This is a genomic window from Lampropedia puyangensis (assembly GCF_004833285.1).
GTDB lineage: Bacteria > Pseudomonadota > Gammaproteobacteria > Burkholderiales > Burkholderiaceae_C > Lampropedia > Lampropedia puyangensis.
The window spans coordinates 58,135-77,389 of sequence record NZ_STFG01000011.1; the positions used below are offsets into that span (position 1 = coordinate 58,135).

At 54.2% G+C, this 19,255-nt stretch carries 18 protein-coding genes and 1 riboswitch; of the genes, 7 read left to right on the plus strand and 11 right to left on the minus strand.

What is annotated here, in order from left to right; genetic code table 11:
• Positions 1 to 28: 28 nt before the first annotated feature.
• The 7 genes from E9531_RS10835 to E9531_RS10865 form a co-directional block, all read right to left on the minus strand.
• Positions 29 to 943: an SDR family oxidoreductase gene (locus tag E9531_RS10835; RefSeq protein WP_136573777.1), complete on the minus strand. Its 915-nt coding sequence runs from the start codon at positions 941 to 943 to the stop codon at positions 29 to 31.
• Positions 944 to 999: 56 nt separating this feature from the next.
• Positions 1,000 to 2,019: an NADP-dependent oxidoreductase gene (locus E9531_RS10840; RefSeq protein ID WP_136573778.1), complete on the minus strand. Its 1,020-nt coding sequence runs from the start codon at positions 2,017 to 2,019 to the stop codon at positions 1,000 to 1,002.
• A 63-nt stretch (positions 2,020 to 2,082) separates the two neighbouring features.
• A complete protein-coding gene (locus E9531_RS10845; RefSeq protein ID WP_136573779.1) occupies positions 2,083 to 2,781 on the minus strand; it encodes a VOC family protein in 699 nt (232 codons plus the stop codon).
• An 18-nt stretch (positions 2,782 to 2,799) separates the two neighbouring features.
• Complete coding sequence (locus E9531_RS10850) at positions 2,800 to 3,222, minus strand: PaaI family thioesterase (RefSeq protein WP_136573780.1); 423 nt, start codon at positions 3,220 to 3,222, stop codon at positions 2,800 to 2,802.
• Between the two features lie 16 nt (positions 3,223 to 3,238).
• The gene (locus tag E9531_RS10855; protein WP_136573781.1) at positions 3,239 to 4,036 is read right to left on the minus strand and encodes an SDR family oxidoreductase; all 798 of its coding nucleotides are present in this window, start codon (positions 4,034 to 4,036) and stop codon (positions 3,239 to 3,241) included.
• Positions 4,037 to 4,129: 93 nt separating this feature from the next.
• Positions 4,130 to 4,450: a Dabb family protein gene (locus tag E9531_RS10860; protein ID WP_136573782.1), complete on the minus strand. Its 321-nt coding sequence runs from the start codon at positions 4,448 to 4,450 to the stop codon at positions 4,130 to 4,132.
• A gap of 3 nt (positions 4,451 to 4,453) precedes the next feature.
• Positions 4,454 to 6,286 (minus strand): acyl-CoA dehydrogenase, encoded by a 1,833-nt coding sequence (locus E9531_RS10865; protein WP_136573783.1) that lies wholly within the window; start codon positions 6,284 to 6,286, stop codon positions 4,454 to 4,456.
• 122 nt (positions 6,287 to 6,408) lie between these two features.
• Positions 6,409 to 6,542: riboswitch (TPP riboswitch) on the plus strand.
• A gap of 125 nt (positions 6,543 to 6,667) precedes the next feature.
• Between E9531_RS10865 and E9531_RS10870 the strand changes: the two genes are divergently transcribed.
• Entirely contained in the window at positions 6,668 to 7,327 is a 660-nt protein-coding gene (locus E9531_RS10870; protein ID WP_136573784.1) for a TenA family protein, read from the plus strand.
• A 32-nt stretch (positions 7,328 to 7,359) separates the two neighbouring features.
• Positions 7,360 to 8,037, plus strand: a complete 678-nt coding sequence (tenA, locus tag E9531_RS10875) for a thiaminase II (protein WP_136573785.1) — start codon at positions 7,360 to 7,362, stop codon at positions 8,035 to 8,037.
• 132 nt (positions 8,038 to 8,169) lie between these two features.
• Here tenA and groL read toward each other — a convergent pair whose 3' ends face one another.
• A complete protein-coding gene (gene groL / locus E9531_RS10880; RefSeq protein ID WP_136573786.1) occupies positions 8,170 to 9,813 on the minus strand; it encodes a chaperonin GroEL in 1,644 nt (547 codons plus the stop codon).
• 102 nt (positions 9,814 to 9,915) lie between these two features.
• Complete coding sequence (locus E9531_RS10885) at positions 9,916 to 10,206, minus strand: co-chaperone GroES (RefSeq protein WP_136573787.1); 291 nt, start codon at positions 10,204 to 10,206, stop codon at positions 9,916 to 9,918.
• A gap of 312 nt (positions 10,207 to 10,518) precedes the next feature.
• On the opposite strand from E9531_RS10885, the gene E9531_RS17915 reads away from it, so the two are divergent.
• Complete coding sequence (locus E9531_RS17915) at positions 10,519 to 11,334, plus strand: hypothetical protein (protein WP_158291765.1); 816 nt, start codon at positions 10,519 to 10,521, stop codon at positions 11,332 to 11,334.
• A 391-nt stretch (positions 11,335 to 11,725) separates the two neighbouring features.
• Here the strand turns inward: E9531_RS17915 and E9531_RS17920 are convergent, their stop codons facing one another.
• The gene (locus E9531_RS17920) at positions 11,726 to 11,848 is read right to left on the minus strand and encodes a hypothetical protein (protein WP_280177191.1); all 123 of its coding nucleotides are present in this window, start codon (positions 11,846 to 11,848) and stop codon (positions 11,726 to 11,728) included.
• Here E9531_RS17920 and clpB point away from each other — a divergent pair.
• Entirely contained in the window at positions 11,847 to 14,450 is a 2,604-nt protein-coding gene (clpB, locus tag E9531_RS10895; protein ID WP_136573789.1) for an ATP-dependent chaperone ClpB, read from the plus strand. The two genes, E9531_RS17920 and clpB, sit on opposite strands and share 2 nt — an antisense overlap.
• 68 nt (positions 14,451 to 14,518) lie before the next feature.
• On the opposite strand, the gene E9531_RS10900 is transcribed toward clpB, so the two are convergent.
• Positions 14,519 to 16,807, minus strand: a complete 2,289-nt coding sequence (locus E9531_RS10900; RefSeq protein ID WP_136573790.1) for an autotransporter-associated beta strand repeat-containing protein — start codon at positions 16,805 to 16,807, stop codon at positions 14,519 to 14,521.
• Between the two features lie 366 nt (positions 16,808 to 17,173).
• Here E9531_RS10900 and E9531_RS10905 point away from each other — a divergent pair, with 366 nt between their 5' ends.
• The 3 genes from E9531_RS10905 to E9531_RS10915 are packed head-to-tail and all read left to right on the plus strand — an operon-like array spanning position 17,174 to position 19,247.
• Positions 17,174 to 17,743, plus strand: coding sequence for a hypothetical protein (locus E9531_RS10905; RefSeq protein WP_136573791.1), 570 nt, complete (start codon positions 17,174 to 17,176; stop codon positions 17,741 to 17,743).
• A gap of 40 nt (positions 17,744 to 17,783) precedes the next feature.
• Positions 17,784 to 18,518 carry a collagen-like protein gene (locus E9531_RS17925; RefSeq protein WP_136573792.1) on the plus strand — a complete coding sequence of 245 codons (735 nt, stop codon included), beginning with the start codon at positions 17,784 to 17,786 and terminating at the stop codon, positions 18,516 to 18,518.
• 24 nt (positions 18,519 to 18,542) lie between these two features.
• Positions 18,543 to 19,247: a phage tail protein gene (locus E9531_RS10915; RefSeq protein ID WP_136573793.1), complete on the plus strand. Its 705-nt coding sequence runs from the start codon at positions 18,543 to 18,545 to the stop codon at positions 19,245 to 19,247.
• Positions 19,248 to 19,255: the final 8 nt, after the last annotated feature.

A 19,255-nucleotide genomic window follows, 5' to 3' on the forward strand; every position in this document is an offset into this window, starting at 1 on the left:
ACGCTTGTGGGCTGGCCTTGACACGCCCTCAGCTACGCAACTGCTGGCGCAATTGCTCGCCCAACTCAGGCTTGTGTGCGAAAGGATCGGTAGGGTTGCGCCCTTGCACCACATCTTCGAGCCGCACCTGCACGGCCCCCAAAGCTTGAGGATGGCTGTAGATATAAAAGTGCCGGTGCTCTACCGCATCGAACACTTTCTGCGCGACTTCAGCCGCAGTGACCTTGCCGGACTGCACTGCTTTTTTACCCATGGCATCGCCCACCAACTGGCTTTGTGTGGGCTTTTGGCCCGCCAACGTGTGTGGCCGATTACGCTCACTATTGGCAATGCCGGTTGGCACGAAATAAGGGCACAACACGCTGGCCGATATCTGGTCTGTCACCAGCTTCAAGTCTTGGTACAGAGTCTCGGTCAAAGCAACCACAGAATGTTTGCTGACGTTGTAAATTCCCATGTTGGGCGGTGTCAGTAACCCAGCCATGCTGGCGGTATTGACGATATGCCCTTGCCATTGGGGATCGGCTTTGGCTGCAGCCAGCATCATGGGGGTGAAGTAATGCACCCCGTGCACTACACCCATCACATTCACCCCCATTACCCAACTCCACTCAGCGGGGGTGTTTTCCCAGACCAAACCACCTGCCGATACGCCTGCGTTGTTAAACACCAAATGCGGCGCGCCCAGCTGCAACTGCACGTCCTGTGCCAAGGCCTGCATGGCAGCCGCATTGGCTACATCTACGACCCGCGCCAAAATAGTGCCGCCATAGGCAGCCACGATAAGTTGCAACTCGGCAACGGCCCGGTCTAGCGCATCTTGCTGTACATCCAGGAGCACCAGGTGCATGCCCCGTGCAGCCCCAATGCGCGCGCACTCAAGCCCGAAGCCTGAACCTGCACCCGTCAATACCGCTGTTTTTCCTTGAAAATTCTGCATGATGTGTTTTGTCTCCTGTTGTTTGTCTCAATGCACACGGGAACCTCTCCCGGATGCGGTCAGATCAACTTGACCAATTGCTTGCCAAAGTTCTGGCCTTTGAGCATGCCCAGGAATGCGTCTGGAGCAGACTCCAGCCCTTGTGCAATAGATTCTCGGGCGCGCAGCTTGCCGGTAGCCACCAATTCACCCAACTCCTTCAATGCCGCAGGCCAGACCTGCATGTGCTCACTGACGATGAACCCCTCTACCCGCATGCGGTTGATCAGCATCAACGCGGGGTTGGCCATGGGAATAGGTTGGCCATCGTAGCCTGCGATCATGCCGCACAGCGCTATGCGCGAGAAGGCATTGGCGCGCAGCATGATGGCATCCATGATCCATCCGCCCACGTTTTCAAAATGGCCATCGATACCATCGGGGCAAACTTCCTTCAGTGCCTTGGCCAAGGCATACACATCACTGTTGTAAGCTCGGTAATCGAGACAGGCATCAAAACCTAACTCTTGCTCTGCATAGCGGCATTTGTCTGGCCCTCCTGCAATGCCAACCACTCTGCAACCGCGCGCCTTCGCCAGTGCCGCATAGGCGCTCCCCACAGCCCCCGATGCCGCTGTCACTGTCACTGTTTGGCCAGGTTTGGGATCAATGATGTGCACCAAGCCGTAATAGGCGGTCACGCCAGGCATGCCCACTGCGCCCAAGTAGGCGGACAAGGGCACACGGCTGGTATCCACTTTACGCATCATGCCGGGTTCATTGGCATTGACCACGCTGTACTCTTGCCAACCGCCCATGCCCACCACGTGGTTGCCTACGGCGTAGTCAGGATGGCGGCTCTCCACCACTTCCCCGACCGTGCCACCAATCATGACTTCCCCCAATGCCTGCGAAGCGGCATAACTCTTCGATTCATTCATGCGCCCGCGCATGTAGGGGTCCAGACTCAGGTAATGGTGGCGCACCAACACCTGCCCCTCTTGCAGGGCCGGTGTGTCTGTCTCAACCAGTTTGAAGTTACTGGCGCTGGCCTCACCTTGAGGGCGGTTGTCCAGCAACATTTGGCGATTTTTAGGCATGGGTGTCTCCTTAAAAGGGAAGAGAATCAAACGAGAAAAAACATAAACACAGCCGACTTCGCATCAATGCCCGCTACCAACAGCACAACGCATTACGCGCAGGCCCTGCGCGGTCATGATCTCTGCTGTCAAAAAGGGCTGCTGATGCGCACACGCCTCCCATGTCAGCACTGGCATCGCACTGTCTTGCTGCAGCCCAAGGGACTGGGCCAAGTGCGCCAAACGCTGCGGCTGAGGGTGTGCAATGCGCAACCTTTGCAAGGACAACCCTTGGTCAGACAAGCCTTCGGCTGGGTGCGGCAGGCCGGCCTCCCACTCAATCACGGCAGGCCCCACACCATCGACAGGAATGGAGCCATCAGCCGGAATCGTGATCTGCCATCGACGCTCGCCACGACTCATGGCCTGCACAGGCCCTAATGGCTCGCTGGCGGCACCGATAGTTTGCGCAATTGCATTTGTGCGTAACACCCACATGGCCAGTCGGGGAGGCGCATCTGATGGCAACGTATCAAGTGCAAACCAACGCGGCTGCGCTGGTGCAGGAACACCCGCTTGGGGGGCAATGACTTCGAGGTATAGGCTTGGGCCCAACCGCAACAATGCATTGTGCGTACCCATACGAGGGTGCTGCCCGCCAGGTTGTGGGCGCACCCCTAGAACTGATTCCACCCACTGCACACCCTGCTCCAAAGAGGGAGCAGCAACGGCAATATGATCCAGTACAACGCAAGGCGTCACTTTTTCTTCTTGGACTGTCATCGAATAGCCTTTGCGTACTTAATGGTTACTCACAGCTGCTGCTGACGCACTGGCTGGGCGTTGTTTGAGCACAAAGGTGCCACTGGCTTTGGCACTGATATCGCCGGCCTCGTTGCAGACAGTCGCCTCAATGAAGACCAAACTTTTCGTGCGGTGAACCACCTTGCCATACCCATTCAACGTTCCTTTTGATGGCCGCAAAAACGTGGTTTTCATCTCCACTGTAATTGCGCCCACATCAGGCTGCTCGGGCTCAAGCGCAGCAAACGCCATCGTCACATCCAAAAGCGTCATCACTACACCGCCATGGGCCATGGCAAAGCCATTGAAATGTTCTGGCTTGGGAACCATACGCAAATGCGATTCGCCTTGCCCATAACGCACAAACTCAATGCCTAAATGGTCAATAAAAGGGACTGTCAAACCGCGCGCAGCACTCATTCCTAAAATTCCTTTGTTAACCGCCACTGAGGATGCTTACCCCACCATCAACGGCCAACCATTGGCCTGTGATGTGCTTGCCCGCATCCGATGCAAACAGCAGCGTAATACCTTTGAGATCTTCGTCATCGCCCAAACGTTTGAGCGGGGATTTCGCTGCAACAGCCTCATCCCCACCCATGGCTTTGAGCGTGCCGAGCGTCATTTTGCTGGGGAAGAATCCTGGGCAAATCGCATTCACGCGAATGCCCCGTCCGCCCCACTCCGCCGCCAGCGCGCGGGTGAAATTCAGAACCGCCCCCTTAGAGGTGTTGTAGGCAATCGTTTGCATCTCCGGCGGGTTGCCGCCCAGTCCCGCAATCGAAGCCAAATTGATGATGCGCCCCGATTGACGCGGCAGCATGCTCAGTTTGGCCACTTGCTGGCTAAGCAAGAAATAGCCCCGAATATTCAGGTTCATGACCTTATCCCAAGCTTGGAGTGGATGCTCCTCTGCAGGCGCCCCCCATGTCGCACCTGCATTGTTGATCAGAACATCAATCTCGCCCAACTGGTCTTTGGCATGCCGGGCCAGGCGCTCAATATCCTGCGGTTTGGCCGCGTCAGCAGCCAGCCACTGTGCATCAATGCCTGCGGCTTTGAGCTCCGCAGTAGCCTCCTCCAAATCAGCCGCTTTGCGCGAGCTGATGAGCACCTTGGCCCCGGCTTCGCCCAAGGCATGCGCCATTTGCAGCCCCAGGCCACGCGAGCCCCCTGTCACCAAGGCAGTTTTGCCACTGAGGTTAAATAGCTGCTGAACAGTACGATGGGTCATGATTTGTGTCTCCTTGTCATTGTCAAAATCAAATGCGGGCCATCAACAAACCATGTGCACTGGCGCTGTACACATGGTTTATGAATACATGGATCAGGACTCCCAATCCATGCACTGGCGCGATTCGCGAATGGCGCCAATAAAGCCCTTCAAAGCTACATGCTGTGGATGTTCCGCATAAGCATCCAGTGCAGCCTTATCGGTAAATTCACTGAACAACACAATGTCGTAAGTGGCCTCCAAACCCTGCGCATGCGCCTCTTGCGCAGTCACCACCTCAAAACGCAAAGTGCCAGAAGAAAGCTGGGCACAAGCCAGCAACTTGTCTTTCATCAGACGCACATTAGTAGCCTTGTCTGCGCCTTCGGCGTGTTCGTGCAACTTCCACATCACAATGTGTTTGAGGGTGGTCATGGTTCAAAATCCTTCTTCAATCAGGTCTACAAAAGTGGTATCGCCCGTTTGTACCACTTGTAGCCACGCGCCAATTTTTGGCAGCTCGTAATGAAAGAAAAATTGTGCGCATGCCATACGCCCTTGCGCGGCTGCATCTAACTGAGCATCTGAACGCGTCTGCACTGCGCACACCACATCCAACCAAATCCAAGCCAGCACCACATGACCAAAGGCCTGCATATAGGGCACCGCATTGGCCAAGCTACGATTGGCGTCATTCCATTGCCATGCCAACGCTGTGGTGTGCAACACTTGATCCCATGCTTGCGTCAACTGTCCTGCAAAATCGGCCAATGCAGGCCACTGCTTAGCCTGCTCGGCAGTGGCCTTCATACGCTGTGTCAGCAGCTTCAATCCAGCACCGTCTTGCATGCGCACTTTGCGCCCTAATAAGTCATTGGCTTGTATGCCGTGCGTCCCTTCATGGATCATGTTCAGGCGGTTATCGCGCCAATATTGTTCCACCGGGAAGTCGCGTGTATAGCCATAGCCGCCATGAATCTGAATGGCCAACGAGTTGGCCTCCAAACACCATTCGCTTGGCCAGCTTTTAGCAATGGGGGTCAATACTTCCAGCAGTAATTGCGCCTCTGCAGCGCTTGGAGCATCTCCAGTGTGCTGCTCATCCACCAAACGCGCGGCCAGTAAATTCAGCGCCAGAGCCCCTTCGGTGTAGGCCTTTTGCGCCAACAACATACGGCGCACATCAGCATGGGCGATGATGGGCACTTGCGGCGCAGCTGCATCTTTGCCGCCAGCCCCTAGCGGCCGCCCCTGAGGACGGTTCTTGGCGTACTCCAAACTGGCCTCGTAACCTGCAAAACCCAGCATGGTCGCGGCCATCCCAATAGCAATGCGCGCCTCGTTCATCATATGGAACATGCAACGCAAGCCATCGCCCACGTTACCCACGCGGTAACCAATCGCCCCTGCTGCACCGCGTACTGGGTATTTGCCCTCACCGAAATTGAGCAAAGTATTTGTCGTTCCACGCCAGCCTAGTTTGTGGTTTAAACCGGCTAAGACCACATCGTTGCGCTCCCCCGTGAGCTGCCCTTGCGTATCCACCATTTTCTTGGGCACGACAAACAAAGATATGCCCTTGACGCCTGGCACCAACTTGCCATTGGCATCGGGCACTTTAGCCAATACCAAATGAACAATGTTTTCAGACAGCTCATGGTCGCCAGAGGAAATCCACATTTTGTTGCCACGCAAACGGTAGCGTGGCCCTAAGGGGTCAGCTTCGTAGTCTGGTCCATCAGGCTCTGCACGGGTTGCCACATCACTAAGTGAGGAGCCTGCCTGGGGTTCGGACAAACACATGGTGCCAGTGAATCGACCATTGAATTCGTTGTGCGCAAATACTTGTTTTTGCAGTGCCGTGCCGTGGGCCATCAGCAAGTTGGCATTACCTGTTGTAAGCATGTTGGAGCCAATGCTGATGGAAGCTTTGGCAAAAAAAGTGTTTGCCGCAGAATCCACCACAAATGGCAACTGCATACCCCCCAATTCGTAGTCCTGTGCAGCGCTCAGCATGCCTGATTCCGCATAGGCTTTACGAGCCTCATAAGTGGCTTGTGGCAGCACCACTTTCTCACCATCAAAGTGCGGTTCTTGGGTATCAACCAAACGGTTAAATGGCGCATATTTCTCTACAGCAATGCGCTCACACGTGTCGAAAACTGCCTCAAAGGTTTCGCGCGAATGGTCTGCATAGCGCGCGCGCTGGCTCAACTGCTCAACCTGCAGCCAATCGTAGAGAAGAAAGCTCAAAGTGTTGCGCAAAGACATGGTGACAACCTACCCAGAACAAGAATGAAAGTACCATCGTAGCTTGCGCAACAAGAATCCTCAGTCGCCTATGCAACCTCTGCTCTGCGGTATGATCGTCCAGCGCTGCGCCAAGGCCCAACGCACCAACCGAGGGGAGTCCCGCCAAGGGGCTGAGAGACTGTTACGCACCACAGCCGCACATGGCCGCGCAGCACAGTGACCCTTTGAACCTGCTCCGGATCATGCCGGCGAAGGGACGGATGTTCACCACGCGACCGCATCCCTTTACTGCCAAATTGCACCAATGGACTAGCCCAGCTAGGCCCAATGTTTTTGGCTTTGCATGCTCCTCTGAGAAGGTTCTTGAGAACCCATTCAACCACCTTCTAGGAGCCAGCCGTGCCCAACACCACTGTCCAGCGTTTCACCGAACAATTGCGCCAAGCCAATTTTCAAACATGGGAAGATGCCGTTGGGCATCGGTTTGTACAAGAGATTTTTGCAGGCACAGTGCCGCAGCCTGTGATGGCGCAATACCTGATTCAAGACCATCGCTTCCTTGACAGTTTCTTGACCCTTCTGGGTGGGGCCATTGCCACCGCCGACACCTTTGAAGCACGCCTGCGCTTTGGCCGCTTTGCGGGCATGGTTTCAGGCGATGAGAACACCTACTTCTTACGTGCGTTTGAAGCACTTGGTGTAACCCCAACGCAGCGCGAGCAAACCCCAGATACAACATCCACGCAGGGCTTTTCGGCCATCATGCGCGAAGCTGCTGCAACACGCGAATATGCAGCCATTTTGGCTGTTCTGAATGTGGCCGAGTGGCTGTATCAGGATTGGGCTACACGTGGTACCAAACCGCTGCCCAAAGACTTTGTGCATGCCGAATGGGTAACCTTGCATGACAACGCTTTCTTCAATGATTTTGTCGCCTTTCTGCGCAGCGAACTGGACCGCGTCGGCCCGACTCAACAGGCCATCGCACACGATTTCTTTGGCCGAGCAGTTGGCCTAGAACTGAATTTTTTTGACCAAGCATACCAAGTGCCCCATTAAACCCAGAACACTCTATTAACAGGGCACAAAGCATGAATACATCTGCTATTTTTGAGCGCATCAAGGCTGCAGCCATTGAAGATTGGCAACGGTATGTTGACCATGAATTCATCCGCCAAATGGAAGCCGGCACCCTTGCTCAAGCCGTTTTTCAGCAATATCTCATTCAGGACTATTTATTCCTGATTCAATATGCCCGCGCCTACGCATTGGCGATTTACAAAAGTCCAACCCTTGAGGACATGCAATTGGCTCAGGGCGGACTCAATGCCATTTTGGGAGAAATGCATTTACATATACGGCTGTGCGAAGGGTGGGGTCTAAAGAAGGCAGATCTAATCGCTGCCCCAGAGCATGCTGCGACCATTGCCTACACCCGTTACGTGCTCGATTGTGGGCAGCGTGGCGACTTGCTTGATTTGCATGTTGCTTTGGCACCCTGCATGATTGGCTATGCAGAAATTGGAAGGCGTCTCGCGCCAGCACTAGCTGCAAATCCCAATCATCCATACCGCGAATGGATCAGCGAATATGCCAGCGAAGGCTTTCAACAAGCAGCTCAAGCCTCTATCAACCACATGCAACAACTCGCCGACCGGGCACTGACTGAAGCCCGCTTTCTGGATATCGTTGCTATTTTTTCCAAAGCTTCACAGTTAGAAGCTGATTTTTGGCAAATGGGGTTTGATTTGGCCCGCGAAAAAAATTAGCCGCCCCCGTCCATCCATCTCATAACGAAATGGGTGAACAAAAAGAAAACCCAGCCATTTCTGGCTGGGTTTTCTTTGGGAACAGGCATGAAAGATGCGAAAGATAACCGCATCCATCTTGCTAGCTGCTGATTAGAAACCGCCCATGCCACCCATACCGCCCATGTCAGGCATAGCAGGAGCTGCTGCTTCGTCTTTTGGCGCCTCAGCAATCACGGCTTCTGTAGTCAACAACAGGGACGCCACAGAAGCGGCGTTTTGCAACGCTGTACGTGTCACTTTAGTTGGGTCCAAAATACCCAATTCCAGCATGTCGCCATACGTATCGTTGGCAGCATTGAAACCGAAGTTGCCAGAGCCTTCCAGCACTTTGTTCACCACCACAGATGGCTCGCCACCAGCATTGGCAACGATTTCGCGCAAAGGCGCTTCAATGGCTTTCAAGATCAGCTTGATACCGGCTTCTTGCTCAGCATTGTCGCCTTTGATGGAGCCAGCCACAGCAGCCTTGGCACGCAGCAGAGCCACGCCACCACCGGCCACAACGCCTTCTTCCACCGCAGCGCGAGTGGCGTGCAGAGCATCTTCCACGCGGGCTTTTTTCTCTTTCATTTCGACTTCAGTGGCTGCGCCCACTTTGATCACGGCAACACCGCCGGCCAGTTTGGCCACGCGCTCTTGCAGTTTTTCGCGGTCGTAGTCAGAAGTGGCTTCTTCGATCTGGATGCGCACCTGTTTGACGCGTGCCTCGATGTCAGCAGCTGCACCAGCGCCATCGATGATGGTGGTGTTTTCTTTGCCGATTTCGATGGTTTTGGCTTGACCCAGGTCGGCCAAAGTCACTTTTTCCAAAGACAGACCCACTTCTTCAGCGATCACTTTACCGCCAGTCAAAATGGCGATGTCTTCCAGGATAGCTTTACGACGGTCACCGAAGCCTGGGGCTTTAACAGCCACGACTTTCAAGATACCGCGGATGGTGTTGACCACCAAAGTAGCCAAGGCTTCGCCTTCGACGTCTTCAGCAATGATCAACAATGGACGGCTGGCTTTGGCCACTTGTTCCAAAGTAGGCAGCAAGTCACGGATGTTGCTGATTTTCTTGTCGAACAACAGAACAAATGGGTTGTCCAAGACAGCCACTTGTTTTTCTTGGTTGTTGATGAAGTAAGGCGACAGGTAACCACGGTCGAACTGCATACCCTCGACCACATCGAGTTCGTTTTGCAGCGACTTGCCTTCTTCCACAGTGATCACGCCCTCTTTGCCCACTTTGTCCATGGCTTCGGCAATGATGGTGCCCACATCGGTATCGCTGTTGGCGGAGATGGAACCCACTTGAGCGATTTCTTTGGACGTGGTGATGGCTTTAGATTGTGCTTTCAGTTGTTCAACCAAAGCGATCACAGCCTTGTCAATGCCACGTTTAACTTCGATTGGGCTGTGGCCTGCTGCCACGTATTTCAAGCCTTCACGAACGATGGCTTGAGCCAACACTGTCGCAGTAGTTGTACCGTCACCAGCGATGTCGTTGGTTTTGGAGGCCACTTCTTTGACCAACTGCGCACCGATGTTTTGCAGCTTGTCTTTCAATTCGATTTCTTTAGCCACGGACACACCGTCTTTGGTCACAGTAGGGGCGCCGAAAGAACGCTCCAACACCACGTTGCGGCCTTTAGGGCCCAAAGTGGTTTTCACAGCGTTAGCCAGAATATTCACACCTTCAACGATGCGTGTACGTGCATCGGTACCGAAAACTACGTCTTTAGCTGCCATTTTGAATAGCTCCAAATATTGATTTCACAATCACGCTGCTGCAACTGTCCTGTCGACTGTTTTAAAGCACCAGCGTTTAATTCTTAAAAGAGAAAGGCTGAATTACTTCTCAACGACAGCGAAAATGTCGTCTTCTTTCAGAACCAGAACTTCTTGACCGTCCACCTTGACGGATTGACCGCTGTATTTGCCAAACAAAACACGATCTCCGACTTTCACGCCCAAAGCGATCACATCACCTTTGTCGTTCTTTTTACCTGGGCCAACAGCCAAAATTTCACCTTGGTCTGGTTTCTCTGCTGCATTGTCAGGGATCACGATGCCAGAGGCTGTGGTGGTTTCATTTTCCAAACGCTTGACGATCACACGATCGTGCAAAGGACGCAATGCCATTTTTCTCTCCTGAGAACAAAATAAAAATTGAACAATGAAACGGTCCTTGTCCCCATGGGTCCAGACCTCTTGAATCAGCAGCTAATGCTTCGCTGGATGCGCTGCTAGCACTCGTCTGCTATGAGTGCTAATGATACGGCCGGATTGCACAGTTTCAAGAGCCTAGATGAAAAAAATCACAACTAAACGCGTATCGCACTCAAACTACATACGCATTAACAACCGTCTGTGATTTATCCAATCATTTGATTTGCAACAAAAAAAGCCACCCGAAGGTGGCTTAGTTCATCCAGCAAAAAAAGCGATCAGGGCTTGGTGCTGCTTGTAGGGAAAGGCCATGCAGCCTGTGTCGCCAAAGTTGTTTTGGCCGCAGGCTTGGTTTTAGGTGCGGCGGCTGATTTGGTGGCTTTCGGAGCAGCAGGTTTTTTAGCTACAACAGCAGGCTTAGCCGCTACCGCCTTTTTGGCTGCGGCGACTGGTTTGGCGGCAGTCGCTGGCTTTTTAGCGGCAGCAGGCTTACCCGCAGCTTTAGTCGCAGGTTTCACAGCGGGTGTTTTCTTCGCCACTGGAGCCTTAGCAGGCGTTTTAACAGGCGCTTTGGTAGTTGCAGGTTTGGCGGGCACTTTTTTAGCGGCTGGCTTTGCAGCAGTTTTAGCCGGCGTAGCTTTCGTTGCAGTCGGGGCCTTTTTGGCGACCACTTTCTTGGCTGGTGCTGTAGTTGCCTTAGCAGCTGCAGCTGTCTTTACCGCGCCTGCTTTTTTAGCAACAGGTTTGGTTGGAGACTTGGCTGCCACTGCTTTTTTCGCGGCAGCAGGTTTAGCTGCAGGTTTTTTCACGGCAGGAGCTTTAGCAGCAGGAGCCTTTTTCACTGCAGCAGTGGCCTTCTTTGGAGCAGCCTTGACTGCAACTGGAGTGGCTTTTTTAGCAGCTACTTTTTTCGCAACGGCCTTCACTTCTGTTTTCTTCACATCCGCTTTTTTAGCTGGAGCAGCCTTTTTCTCAATGACTTTCTTCGCTGGGGCTTTTACCTCCGCCTTGACAGCGCTCTTTTTGGTCACTTCGGGTTTAGCGGCGACCTTTTTGGTTGTTGCGGGTTTGGCAGCAGTTTTTTTCGCGGTTGCCATTTAACTCTCCTAGACTAATAAATGAGGTAATCCATCAAGACGATGCAATACAAACAGTGAAAGCAACAAACCTATTGAGTGATTAACTATTTATTTACTGCGTCGCAATGCAGAAGTTTTTAACAAATTAATCCAAAATCGGTATTGATGAATTTGGCTAACCCATCAAGTTGCGATATTCAGTTGTATTTTGGCATTTTGATTGCAATAAAAATCATCGTCCAGTGTATGGCAAGGATTTAATTGTTATTTTTTGTAACTATTTTGTTTTTCTGCCGAAACACAGTTCCAAATCATGCCCACATCAATATGAACGACGTCGCTGAACATCACTGATCATCAGGGACTTGATTCCTAACAAAACAGTGAGGGGATGTTAAAGCTGCGTTTTCCATTCAGCTGGGCGCCAGCTCGATCTCCAGCAGTCCATACATCCGCTTATTTTTCCACTCACTCACTTGAATCGTAAGCAACGCACCCTTATTTTTGTCTTCAGTTACAGGAGGATTTTCATCCATGAGACTCGACAAACTCACCACTAAATTTCAAGAGGCCTTGGGCGACGCACAATCGTTGGCTTTGGGCAATGACAATCAGTACATCACGCCCGCTCACTTGCTGGCAGCCATGCTCAAGCAAGACGATGGCCCGCGCGCTTTGTTGCAACGCGCAGGCGTCAACGTCAATGCATTGACCCAAGCAGCCGATGCCGCCGTCAAGCGCCTGCCACAAGTCAGTGGTCAAGACGAAGTGCAAGTCGGCCCCGACTTGGCCAAAGCATTGCAAGCCACCGAAAAGGAAGCAATTAAGCGCGGAGACCAATTCATTGCCAGTGAACTGTTCTTGCTGGCGCTGACCGACAGCAAAGATGACGCAGGCAAAATTGCCAAGGAACACGGCCTAACCCGCAAAGCACTGGAAGCGGCCATTGAGACCGTGCGCGGCGGCCAAGGCGTAGACAGCGCCGATGCAGAAGGGCAACGCGAAGCATTGAAGAAATACACCCTCGATTTGACCGAACGCGCACGCCAAGGCAAGGTCGATCCCGTCATTGGCCGCGACGACGAAATTCGCCGCGCCATTCAAGTACTGCAGCGCCGCAGCAAAAACAATCCCGTACTCATCGGTGAGCCCGGCGTGGGCAAAACCGCCATCGTCGAGGGTTTGGCACAGCGCATCGTCAACGGCGAAGTGCCTGACACGCTCAAAGACAAGCAAGTGCTGTCGCTAGATATGGCAGGCTTGCTCGCGGGCGCCAAATTCCGCGGCGAGTTTGAAGAGCGCCTCAAATCCGTGCTCAAAGAAGTGGCGCAAGAAGAAGGCCGCATCATCCTCTTCATCGACGAAATCCACACTATGGTCGGTGCGGGCAAAGCCGAGGGCGCAATGGATGCTGGCAATATGCTCAAACCTGCGCTTGCGCGTGGCGAGCTGCATTGCATTGGCGCGACTACCTTGGACGAATACCGCAAGTACATCGAGAAAGACGCTGCGTTGGAACGCCGCTTCCAAAAAGTGCTGGTCGAAGAGCCTTCGGTGGAAGACACGATTGCCATCTTGCGCGGCCTGCAAGAGAAGTACGAAGTGCACCACGGGGTGGACATCACCGATCCTGCGATTGTCGCGGCGGCTGAATTGTCGGCCCGCTACATCACGGACCGCTTCTTGCCCGATAAAGCCATTGACTTGATCGACGAGGCGGCAGCCAAGATCAAAATCGAAATCGACTCCAAACCGGAGGTGATGGACAAGCTCGACCGTCGCATCATCCAGCTCAAGATTGAGCGCGAAGCGATGAAGAAAGAGCTGGACGACGCTTCGCAAAAACGCTTGGCCTTGATCGAGGAAGAGCTGGTGCGCGCCGAGCGCGAATACGCCGACCTGGACGAAATCTGGAAGAACGAAAAAGCCAGTGCCCAAGGCACGGACGATATCCGCAAACAAGTTGACCAGCTGCGCTTTGAAATTCAAGAAGCTACCCGCAAAGGCGACTTCAACAAAGTGGCAGAGCTGCAATACGGCAAACTGCCCGCGTTGGAAAAGCAACTCGCCGAAGCCCAAGCCAAAGAAGATGCGGCCGATGGCACTGCCGTGGCTCACAAGCTGCTGCGCACGCAAGTCGGCGCGGAAGAAATTGCCGAAGTGGTCAGCCGCGCCACCGGTATTCCGGTCAGCAAAATGATGACCGGCGAGCGCGAAAAACTGCTGCACATGGAAGATGCGCTGCACCAGCGCGTGGTAGGCCAGAACGAAGCTGTGGATGCCGTGGCCGATGCCATCCGCCGCTCGCGCTCGGGCCTGTCTGACCCGAACCGGCCGCTGGGCTCGTTCCTGTTCTTAGGCCCCACCGGCGTGGGCAAGACCGAGCTGACCAAGGCGCTCGCAGGGTTCTTGTTCGACAGTGAAGACCACCTGATACGCATCGACATGAGCGAGTTCATGGAGAAACACTCCGTGGCCCGTTTAATTGGCGCGCCGCCAGGCTATGTGGGTTACGACGAAGGCGGCTACCTGACCGAAGCCGTGCGCCGCAAACCCTACAGCGTGGTGCTGCTCGACGAGGTGGAAAAAGCCCACCCCGATGTCTTCAACGTACTGCTGCAAGTGCTCGATGATGGACGCCTGACCGATGGACAGGGTCGCACCGTTGACTTCAAGAACACCGTCATCATCATGACCAGCAACATCGGTTCGCACCGCATTCAAGAGATGAGTGGACAGCCGTATGAGGAAGTCAAAGATGCCGTCTGGGATGAGCTGAAGAATTACTTCCGCCCAGAGTTTCTCAACCGCATTGATGAGACCGTGGTCTTTCACGCGCTGGATGCGAAAAACATCGAGTCGATTGCGCGCATTCAACTGGCAACCTTGCAAGCGCGCCTGGAGAAAATGGACTTGCATTTGCAAGTCTCGGATGCTGCACTGACTGAGTTGGCCAAAGTTGGCTTCGACCCAGTATTTGGTGCCCGCCCACTTAAACGGGCCATCCAGCAGCGCATTGAAAATCCGCTCTCCAAAGCATTGCTGCAAGGCCAATTTCCGCCCAAGAGCGAGATCCATGTGACTGTCGATCCGGTCAACGCACCAGGGCAGTTCCAGTTTGCACAAACAGGCGCATAACGCTGTTGATGCACAACAATCTCATAACGGGTGATGGGCAACCATCGCCCGTTTTTTTATGCGCGACCTTACTTGATGTTCATGCTCACACCAGTTGCATCGTAAGCCACGGTAGCCTCAATGCCAGCAGGGAGCTCAATCTTGCCGAACTTCCCGTGCACGGTTGCCGCTGACAGAATACGAACGCTCTGGCCCGCACGCACTGTTGCAGGGAAATGAACTCGCAGCGTACTGCCTTCATCCAACACGGCCTTACCATTCACAAGCAAGGCAGGCTCCTGGCCACTGCGCTGAACGACCTCCAAAGTGGACTGGCCGGTTTGAACATAATCAGTATTGACCTTGACCGCAGCCCCCTCCGCATCCAAGCGAAGCGTTCCCGATTCATTCAAAAATACCATGCCGGCGCCCAAAGCATCCGCATCAGCCGCTTGTAAAACGCCCTCGCTAACAATCAAGCCACCACTGAAACGATTGTTCCCCGCAAGCGCCAATGTGCCTGAGCCCAGCTTAGTCAACTTACCGACACCCGTAATGTCGTTGCGCCAGGTATCGGATGCATGGAAACCTCCTAGACTTGCATCCATCTGGACTGTCACATCGCCATCAAAAGCACCGTAGCCATCAGCGGCATCGAAAAAATTCAAACGTCCAAACCCTTCTTCATCGTCCAGTACTGGCCAGCCAGAATCCAGTGCAGTGGTTTTGAGCACGACTCGGCGTTGTTCAGCGCTCAAGTAAGGCAAACGCGTCTCTAACAACACTTCCGCGCCCTCAGGCACCACAGCAGGGCGGCCAGCTTTGCTCATGTCCTGGGTAAATCCGAAAGTCAAACGACGGCGATACTCCGCCTTGTTTTCTGCATGGCTTGCATAAGGTGTCTCAAACGGGCCGGCATCGCCGCTCCCCGCGTTCGACTGCGCGTAAGCCAGAAACCCTGCATCAGTCATCAAACTGGCGTTGCCACCGTTGGCCGCAGCCACTGCTGCGCGCAAGTGTTGCTGTGCTTGGGCATAGGCAGCCTCACGCTCTTGCTGCGGCACTCGGTTGATCAAGTTCAAGGAAGCAATTTCCCCGTTGATGCGCCCGCCAATAACGGCCAATGCCGAATGCATTCCCGCCACAATGCGGTTATCACCCAATTCCAACCCACGCGCCAGCATGTGCTGAAAGCGCTGAGGAACCAAGTAAGCGTAGGCATAGGCGCCGCGCACCCCTTCTGCCGTATGGCCGCTAGGGAAGTCACTGTCTTTCCTGATGTCGTTGGCGCTGCTGTTGCTTGGTATCTTGCGGGCGTTTTCCAAACCGGGCGAAACGGTAATGGCCACAGGGCTCAATCCTGCGTCATACCAACGGTATGGGCGGGCGTACTTGTAAAAATACTTACCGGGATTGGTCGATGCCGTGCCGTCATTGGTTACGCGCAGCATGAAATTGGTGACCAAGCCGAATTCTGGATTGTGCGCGGCAGAATCGGCCATGTTATGGCTTGCTCCTTCACCAACGTTGTACTTCTCGTCATCGGGTGCACTGCAAAACGGATAGCGACCATCGCTTCCATCGGGGCAAGAACCAGAGGAAGGGATCGTATCCACATAGGATTGCTGTTTGGCCAGCGCATGCCAAGGCGCAGCCAGTGGGCCCAACCCAGTGCTGACGCTATAGTTTTTACCACGGACATCATCCAGATACGCGGCCAACGCTTTGTCTTCTGTGCGGTACGCAGCGGCAGTCACCCGCCCCGAGTATTCCAAATTAGCTTGATGCAAGGCGGCATTGAGTACCACGCCATCTGTACCGTCACCTGGAATACCGCTCCAACTCGTGACCGGTATGGATGGGCAGGTGAACGTCACCCCTTCCTTGGTGGTGACGCTGCTTTCGGGCAGTGGGTTCTGGTATGCATCCATATACGGCGTAACCGGCTGCCATATCTCCAGGAAGCCTTTCAATGGGCGGATGCTGAGATTGGTTGTCTCATCTGCATAACAAGAATCTCCAGATCCTGACGGGTAGCCCGCATTATTCAATGCATAACCGGTCGCCGCATCGATCACATTCACCCCCGCATTGACGGCCCCACGTTTGGAACCATCCACAGCGGCATGGATACGGTGTGACGGCACATCAGTGCGACCAACCGGAATCGTGGCGGCAGGCGCTGGTGCCGTGTCAACACGCCCCAAGCCAACCGGTGCAGCAGGAACCACAATGGTTTCAGGCTGATCGCCGTCACCATCATCAGAGCCCCCTCCGCAGGCGGTCAACGCCAGCATGGCAGCCAAGGCAAGCGCGCATAGCGCAAACGAGGACGCACGTGAAACAGGTACAGGGGCAGTGGAATGCGGGGACTTCATAAATTTTCTTGAAGGGGTAGGCGAAACGCGCCATTCTCAAAAAAATATGTGACATTGAAATGACAAACACAAGAACACATGCGTTCAGGCAGTAGGTGGGTTCAGGAAAAGGCGATCACAAATGCCGCGCATGGCCCGTCCGCGTGGATACACGAAAGAGCCGCACCGATGCATAGCTGCACCCGAGTCGCCCCCCGATAACAGGGTTTGATCAACCAACAACTATCAGCCATCGCCATCGCCATCGCCATCGCCATCGCCAAGTTTTTTTGTCTTCAGCCTCAAATTACCCAATTTCAGGTATAGACGGAGGGGAAGAGGCAGACTAATAATCGCGTCAATTAACTTTTATTGACCATTTCTGCCATGCAAACATTTGCTGCTGCGACCCTTTGGTTACGCCTGCACCTCTCGCCTATCTACAGTGCCCCAAAACGGGTCGTGCTGATGCTGGCCTTATGCATCCCGCTGGGCTCCGCTTGGGCGTTTATCAGCTCACCACCGGGTTCCTACTTTGAACTCAATGGCGGCTACATTGACTTGGCCGGGACAGATCTGGTCGTCGAAGGCGTGCTGATCCTCAGCAATGGCGCACACATTACGGGTATCCGCAATCTGGTTATTGCCAACGGTGGCGAACTGGATATCACGGGCGCAACCATCACACTGTCACAGGATTACAGCAACCAAGGCGAGGTCACCAACCAAGGCGGCGGCAGTGTCACCCGTGTTGACGGCGGACCAAGCAACCCGGCCAAAGGGCCGCTAGGCACCATTGACCCTTTTGCCGGCAACACGCCCCACACACAGACGGCCACGCCAGTGCCTGGCCTGAACGGCACGTTGCTTATCGTGCTGAGTTTACTGATGGCATGGCTGGTCTGGACACGCCCCAACCTAAGCCTTTTAGCCCACATCCCAAACGCACGTACGTGAGCCAACTCCACCAACACATTCGTATTTCACAGGAACATTCATGAAACACGCCTTATTGCTGGCACCTGGTCTGCTGGCTGCCACCCTGAGTCTGCCGGCCCATGCCGCAGACATGACCCTGACGCCACCACCAGATGGAGGCATCAGCCTGAAATCATCCGATGGCGCAATCGCCCTGCGGATCACTCCTGACGCGCAGGTACAACTGCCCAACCTTCCCGCTACTGGGCAGATTGACTCCCTCATTTGCCAAGACAGTAGCGGTGCATTGCAAACCTGCAGCCCTGATACATTGGTTGTGAATGGCACACCAGGCCCTGTTGGGCCACAAGGTGAAAAAGGTGAAAAAGGTGAAAAAGGCGATACGGGAGCACAAGGGGATAAAGGCGCCCAAGGGGAAAAGGGTGATCGAGGTCCGCAAGGTATTCAAGGTATTCCTGGCGCTCAAGGCCTACAGGGCCCTGTAGGCCCTGCCGGAACATCCATCAACGGTGTTGCAGACATTCGTCATGGCTGTTTTGACGCAGCAGGCTCGCCCACACGGGGGACAAACTTCACTGTCACTCCAAATAACTTGGCATACACCATTTCCTTCTCCGCCCCCATTGCCACTGCCCATTACAGCGCCCTCATCGATGCGCGCACCACCGAAGGCCGTAGCCTGGCAGCCAGAATCAGCAATCCTACCGCACAAGGCTTCACCCTCACGATTGGCTGGCTGGCCGCCGAAGAAGCCAATCGCATCGACAGCATTTGTTTTATTACCGCACTGTAAAAACCGTTTGAAGGAATACACGCCATGACCACCCCTACTGTGCGCGGGCCTGCCACATACCAACCGACTCCGACTCCATCGCGCACTATGCGCCCGACTCAACTGCTGCGTCAAACCACCGTAGTCGCTGCCTGTGCCTTAGGCTTGATTTTAGGCAACCAAGCCTTTGCACAAGCACAAGAAAAATACCTAGGGGAAGTATTTTTATTTGCCAGCAATTTCTGCCCCCAAGGCTCCATGGTGGCGAATGGGGCACTGATACCAGTCCAGCAAAATGCTGCATTGTTTGCAATACTGGGCACATTTTATGGTGGAAATGGAACAACCAATTTTGCACTGCCTGATTTACAAGGCCGCAGCCCCATTGGAGCGGGACAGGGTCCCGGCCTTTCTAACATTGCCCTGGGCCAGAAAGCAGGATCTGAGCAGGTCACATTATCGACCGCTCAATTACCGCTGCATAGCCACACAATCGCGGCAACCAACAGCCCTACCGCAAGCACCAAGCCTGCCACACATACCACCCCAAACCCAACTCGAGTGCCGGCCCAAACCATGAATGCGGGCGGCTACGTTGCAGCGAGCGAAGCAGATACGACCTTAGCCGCCTCTGCAATAGCCTCTGAAACCGCCCCCTCTGGTGGCGGGCAAGAGGTGAAAATTCGCAACCCCTACTTGGGGATGACTTGGTGCATCGTAGTCAATGGAGTATTCCCATCCCGCCAGTAACTCACGTT

Coding starts and splice junctions, on each gene's coding strand:
- E9531_RS10840 (WP_136573778.1), bottom strand. CDS start 2,019: ATGCCTAAAAATCGCCAAATGTTGCTGGACAACCGCCCTCAAGGTGAG.
- E9531_RS10845 (WP_136573779.1), bottom strand. CDS start 2,781: ATGACAGTCCAAGAAGAAAAAGTGACGCCTTGCGTTGTACTGGATCAT.
- E9531_RS10850 (WP_136573780.1), bottom strand. CDS start 3,222: ATGAGTGCTGCGCGCGGTTTGACAGTCCCTTTTATTGACCATTTAGGC.
- E9531_RS10855 (WP_136573781.1), bottom strand. CDS start 4,036: ATGACCCATCGTACTGTTCAGCAGCTATTTAACCTCAGTGGCAAAACT.
- E9531_RS10860 (WP_136573782.1), bottom strand. CDS start 4,450: ATGACCACCCTCAAACACATTGTGATGTGGAAGTTGCACGAACACGCC.
- E9531_RS10865 (WP_136573783.1), bottom strand. CDS start 6,286: ATGTCTTTGCGCAACACTTTGAGCTTTCTTCTCTACGATTGGCTGCAG.
- tenA (WP_136573785.1), top strand. CDS start 7,360: ATGAATACATCTGCTATTTTTGAGCGCATCAAGGCTGCAGCCATTGAA.
- groL (WP_136573786.1), bottom strand. CDS start 9,813: ATGGCAGCTAAAGACGTAGTTTTCGGTACCGATGCACGTACACGCATC.
- E9531_RS10885 (WP_136573787.1), bottom strand. CDS start 10,206: ATGGCATTGCGTCCTTTGCACGATCGTGTGATCGTCAAGCGTTTGGAA.
- clpB (WP_136573789.1), top strand. CDS start 11,847: ATGAGACTCGACAAACTCACCACTAAATTTCAAGAGGCCTTGGGCGAC.
- E9531_RS17920 (WP_280177191.1), bottom strand. CDS start 11,848: ATGGATGAAAATCCTCCTGTAACTGAAGACAAAAATAAGGGTGCGTTG.
- E9531_RS10900 (WP_136573790.1), bottom strand. CDS start 16,807: ATGAAGTCCCCGCATTCCACTGCCCCTGTACCTGTTTCACGTGCGTCC.
- E9531_RS10905 (WP_136573791.1), top strand. CDS start 17,174: ATGCAAACATTTGCTGCTGCGACCCTTTGGTTACGCCTGCACCTCTCG.
- E9531_RS17925 (WP_136573792.1), top strand. CDS start 17,784: ATGAAACACGCCTTATTGCTGGCACCTGGTCTGCTGGCTGCCACCCTG.
- E9531_RS10915 (WP_136573793.1), top strand. CDS start 18,543: ATGACCACCCCTACTGTGCGCGGGCCTGCCACATACCAACCGACTCCG.